Source organism: Ilumatobacter sp. (genome assembly GCF_049588435.1).
In the GTDB taxonomy this organism is placed as follows: domain Bacteria; phylum Actinomycetota; class Acidimicrobiia; order Acidimicrobiales; family Ilumatobacteraceae; genus Ilumatobacter_A.
The window spans coordinates 1-4,540 of the sequence record NZ_JBAVYV010000587.1 but is presented as its reverse complement, the minus strand read 5'-3'; the positions used below and the strand labels follow the sequence as shown (position 1 = coordinate 4,540).

Annotated in this window: 4 protein-coding genes; 3 read left to right on the top strand and 1 reads right to left on the bottom strand. The window is 66.2% G+C overall.

Translation table 11 applies throughout. From position 1 onward, the window contains the following. Positions 1-107 precede the first annotated feature (107 nt). Positions 108-1,577: a CotH kinase family protein gene (locus WBV89_RS22010; RefSeq protein WP_423983471.1), complete on the bottom strand. Its 1,470-nt coding sequence runs from the start codon at positions 1,575-1,577 to the stop codon at positions 108-110. A gap of 131 nt (positions 1,578-1,708) precedes the next feature. Between WBV89_RS22010 and WBV89_RS22005 the strand changes: the two genes are divergently transcribed. From WBV89_RS22005 to WBV89_RS21995, 3 genes are all read left to right on the top strand, one after another. Next, on the top strand, positions 1,709-2,323 hold the full coding sequence (locus WBV89_RS22005; protein WP_423983472.1) for a DUF4956 domain-containing protein: 615 nt from the start codon (positions 1,709-1,711) through the stop codon (positions 2,321-2,323). Next, positions 2,320-3,069, top strand: coding sequence for a polyphosphate polymerase domain-containing protein (locus tag WBV89_RS22000; protein ID WP_423983470.1), 750 nt, complete (start codon positions 2,320-2,322; stop codon positions 3,067-3,069). The genes WBV89_RS22005 and WBV89_RS22000 overlap by 4 nt, the downstream gene beginning before the upstream one ends. Positions 3,070-3,114: 45 nt before the next feature. Beyond that, positions 3,115-4,540: class I adenylate-forming enzyme family protein (locus WBV89_RS21995; protein WP_423983469.1), on the top strand; the 1,426-nt coding region annotated here is incomplete at its 3' end.

Below are 4,540 nucleotides of genomic sequence, written 5' to 3'. Positions count from 1 at the left end.
CCCATCGGACGCGCCGGCCGTTTCGATGTCGGCGAGTTGGAGTGCCGACTCGACGAGGAACCGGATGTTCTCCTCGTCGTCGATGACGAGGACCCGAGGCGGAGCGGTCATCGCACCTGATCAGCGTAGGCGGTGAGCGCAGCGGCCTCGGCGGCCACCGTCTCCTGGCTCACCAGGTCCGAGGCCTCGTCGATGAGCACGTCGCTCCAGTCCGCGATCACCTCGTCGAGAGTACCGCTCGTGAACAACAGCTCCGTGAGATCCTCGGTCTTCTGGGCGTAGAGCGCTGCGAACTCATCGTTCGCCATGAAGCGTTCGACGAGGATGTTCGAGCCACCAGCGCCGGCACCGGCACCACCGACGCCGCCAGCACCACCGGCGGGCGGGCCACCCACGGGCAACTCACCGTCGACTGCTGCGGGAGGACCGCCGACGGGCAACTCCCCGTCGACTGCTCCGGGAGGTCCACCGGCGGGGCGTCCTGCTCCGCCGCCGACCTGGTCACCGCCGGCGGGTCCGCCACCACCGCCGACGTTGGTGTTGGCGGTGCCGAAGGCGAGGTTGAGGTCCCAGGACACGACCGTGAACTGGTCGATCGTCGTGTCGTACTCGAGGTACGAGTTGTTGCCGCGTCCGTCGATGTCGTCGTTGTTCCCGATCAGATCCTGGTAGGCGAGGTAGGTCGCGAATGCGTCGACGTCGAGCACATCGGGAAGGTCCGCGGCGAACGTTGCATCGTCGGAGTTGTTGATGAAGTCGAGGAACTCGATCAGCGGCGTGAGGTCGTCGTCGCCCGCCTCCTGGTCGAAGGCATCGGCGTAGGCCTCGGGATCGTCACCGCGGTAGCTGTAGTCGCCTTCGCTGTCCGCCTTGTAGAGCAGGCCGTCCTGGTCCTCGAAGTTGGCGTCGTGCCAGGTGCCGTCCGGATTCTCCACGGCCAGGCGGAGGGCGGTGTCACCGTTGACGGTGAACGACGTGGCGATCGCTTCCTGCGATGCCAGTCCGGTGAGGCTGAGCAACTCCTGGGCAACCGCCTCGTTCATACCGGTCTCGGTCGAGTTCGAACGGATCACGATCTCGTCGACGCCGTCGTGGTCCTGGCCGTCGACGTACTCGTTCAGGTCGATCAGCCACGGGAGTTCTTCCGGGTCGGTTGCCGTCTCGGCGCTCAGCCCGAACAACGACGAGTTGCCCTTCAACCGCAGGCCGACGCTCTCGTAGGTCTCGCCGTCGATCACGACCTCGGCCGAGATCCAGTCCTTGTCACCGGTCGTGGTGAAGGTCTCGATCATCGCGTCGTAGTCGGCGTCGTCGAACTCGACCGAAATCGAGTGCACCATGCTGGAATCGAACAATTCGCCGGACGCAGCCGCGTCGGACGTCGCGTCGACGGTCTCGACGGTGTCGACGGTTTCGGATGGGGCGGCGCTGTCGGCGGTCGGTTCGGCGGCTTCGGAGGAGCTCGTCGTGCAGGCGCCCAGCGTGAGCATGCCGGCGATCGCGACGGCGGTCACCGCACGGCGGCGGCGCTGCCGGATGTTGTCGAGGATGCGGTTGGTGGTGCGGGTGGGGGTCATGACAGACATCCAACGCACCGACCCTGCGGACACGATCGGAGTCGCATGTGAGTTCTCTGTGAGGGCGATTCACAGAGACATCACAGGAAGATCGCCACGACATCACAAGGTGGTCGACTTGTCTGGTGGCCATGTCCCAAGCCGCACTCGTCGTCGCCGACCTCATCGCCATCTCCCTGCTCGTCTTCGGGCTCTACTTCCCACGCCACCGTCGGCGCGACATGGTCGTCGCCATCCTCGGCCTCAACGTCGGGGTCCTCGCCGTGGCCACCGCCCTGTCGACCGCAGAGGTGAGCGCCGGCCTCGGCCTCGGCCTGTTCGGTGTTCTGTCGATCATCCGGCTGCGTTCGTCGGAGCTCGCCCAGGAGGACATCGCCTACTTCTTCACGGCGCTCGCGCTCGGACTGCTCGGTGGCATCTCGGTGACTCCCCCGTGGCTCACGCCGGTCCTGATGGCGGCCGTGTTGCTGGCGTTGTTCATCGGCGACCATCCGAAGCTCTACGCCCGGGCCCGGAGCCAGACGGTCACCCTCGACACCGCCTATCCCGATGAGCGACTCGCGATCGCGCGACTCGAGGAGATGCTCGACGCCGACATCACCCGCCTCAACATTCGCAAGCTCGACCTCGTCAACGACACCACCGTCGTCGACGTGCGGTACCAACTGCGCCCCACACCGGCCCTGCACGACGACAACATCGACGCGACCATCGACCCGAGCGTCCTGACCGGCGGCCGCTCGTGAACACCACCGTCGTGCTCGATCGCCCATTGATCTCGCTCGCCGACGCCAACGCCGTCGCCGCACTCCAGACCCGCGTCGACCGGAAGTACCTGGTCGACGAACAGACGCTGAGCGAACTCGTCGACGAGCTCCCGGCGAGCGTCCATCAACTCGAGATCGGTGGGCGCACCGACTTCGGCTACCGCTCGACGTACTTCGACACCCCCGGCCTGGACCTCTATCGTGCCGCCGCTCACCGCCGCCGCCGACGCTTCAAGGTACGGACCCGCACCTACACCGACACCAGCGGATGCTTCCTCGAGGTCAAGGCGAAGGGTGCACGTGGGCAGAACATCAAGTCACGGATCGAGTGGCCCGATCTGGTCGACGACCGACTCACACCCACGGGCATCGACTTCATCGATGCGGCCACCGGAACGACGGCGATCGCATCCACACTCGGCCCGGTGTTGACCACCGCCTACTCGCGCAGCACGCTCGTCGACGTGGCGTCAGCCACACGGCTGACGATCGACCGCTCCCTGCGGTGCACCGACATCCGTGGACGGACCACGACGCTCGACGCGATCGTTGTCGAGATCAAGTCCGGCGGCGCGCCGAGCGAAGCAGACCGGTGGCTGTGGCGTCGCCACGTGCGCCCACAACGGATCAGCAAGTTCTGCACCGGTCTGGCCGCGCTCGACCCCGCGCTGCCGTCGAACCGGTGGCACCGCGTTCTCGACCGGCACTGGAAGCCCGCCGCCTGACCGCTCGGACCGGCCACGGGTCGTCGAATCTGCTAAGTCTGACCGATGACCGAAGGCACCCCGGCTCCCGATCTCCTCACCGCACACGCTGCGAACCAGGGCGACAAGGTCGCGGTGATCGACGATCGTGGCAACGGCGACATTCGACAGCTCACGTACGCCGAACTCGAGCGGGTGTCGAACCAGCTCGCACACGTACTGCTCGGGCACGGCGTGTCCCGGGGCGACAAGGTCGTGTGGTGCGGACAGAACTCGACCGGCCTCGTCGCGATGGTCAACGCTGCGCGCAAGATCGCCACGACCGCCGTTCCCCTGAACTACCGGCTGTCGGACGAGGAGGCCGCGTACGTGGTCGATCACAGCGACGCGACGACCGTGTACGTCGACGCCGAGTTCGCGCCGCTCTTCGAGCGCATCCGCGGCGAGATCCCGAAGGTGACCAACATCTTCGTCTTCGACGGTCCCGCTCCCGACGGCATGATCGCCGTGGACCCCCTCGTCGCCGACGCGGTCGATTCCCCACCGGACATCCCCGAGGCGAGCGAAGCCGCGGCGACGATGATCTACACCTCCGGCACGACGGGCAAGCCGAAGGGAGCGTTCCGCAGCTCTGCCGGGGCCACCGCCCAGTCGGGAGCCCTGTTGCAGTTCATCGGCTACCGGGCCGACGACATCTACATCACCACCGGCCCGCTCTACCACTCCGGTCCGGGTGGGTTCATGGGGATCGGCCTCGCGATGGGCCAGACGATCGTGCTGCAACGCAAGTTCGACCCGGTCGACTGGCTCCGCCTCGTCGACACGTACCAGGCGACCACGACATTCTCCGCTCCGACACCGATCCGGATGATCTGCAACGTCGACGACGACGTGAAGGCGAACTACGACCTGTCGACGATGCGGGTGATGATCGCCAATGCCGCTCCGTGGAGCTTCGCGCTCAAGGAGCAGTACGTCGCCAACTTCCCCCCCGAGTCGCTCTTCGAGGTGTACGGGTCGACCGAGCTCGGCGTGAACACGGTGATGCGTCCCGAGGACCAGATGCGCAAGCCGGGGTCGTGCGGCAAGGAAGCGCCGATGGTCGAGATCCGGCTGTACGACGACGACGGCAACATCGTCACCGAGACCGGACCCGAGGCCACCGGCGAGCTGTTCGTTCGTTCCGGATCGGTGTTCAACGACTACTACAAGCAGCACGACAAGTACGAAGAAGACCGTCGCGACGGATTCCAGACCGTCGGCGACATCGCCTATCGCGACGAGGAGGGCTTCATCTACATCTGCGATCGCAAGAAGGACATGATCATCTCGGGTGGGATGAACATCTACCCGGCGGAGATCGAGGCGGTGCTCACCCAACACCCCGACGTCACCGACGCCGCCGTGTTCGGCCTCCCGCATCCGGAGTGGGGCCAGCACGTCAAGGCCGTCGTGGAGCCCACCGACGGTAGGCAGATCGACATCGCCGAGC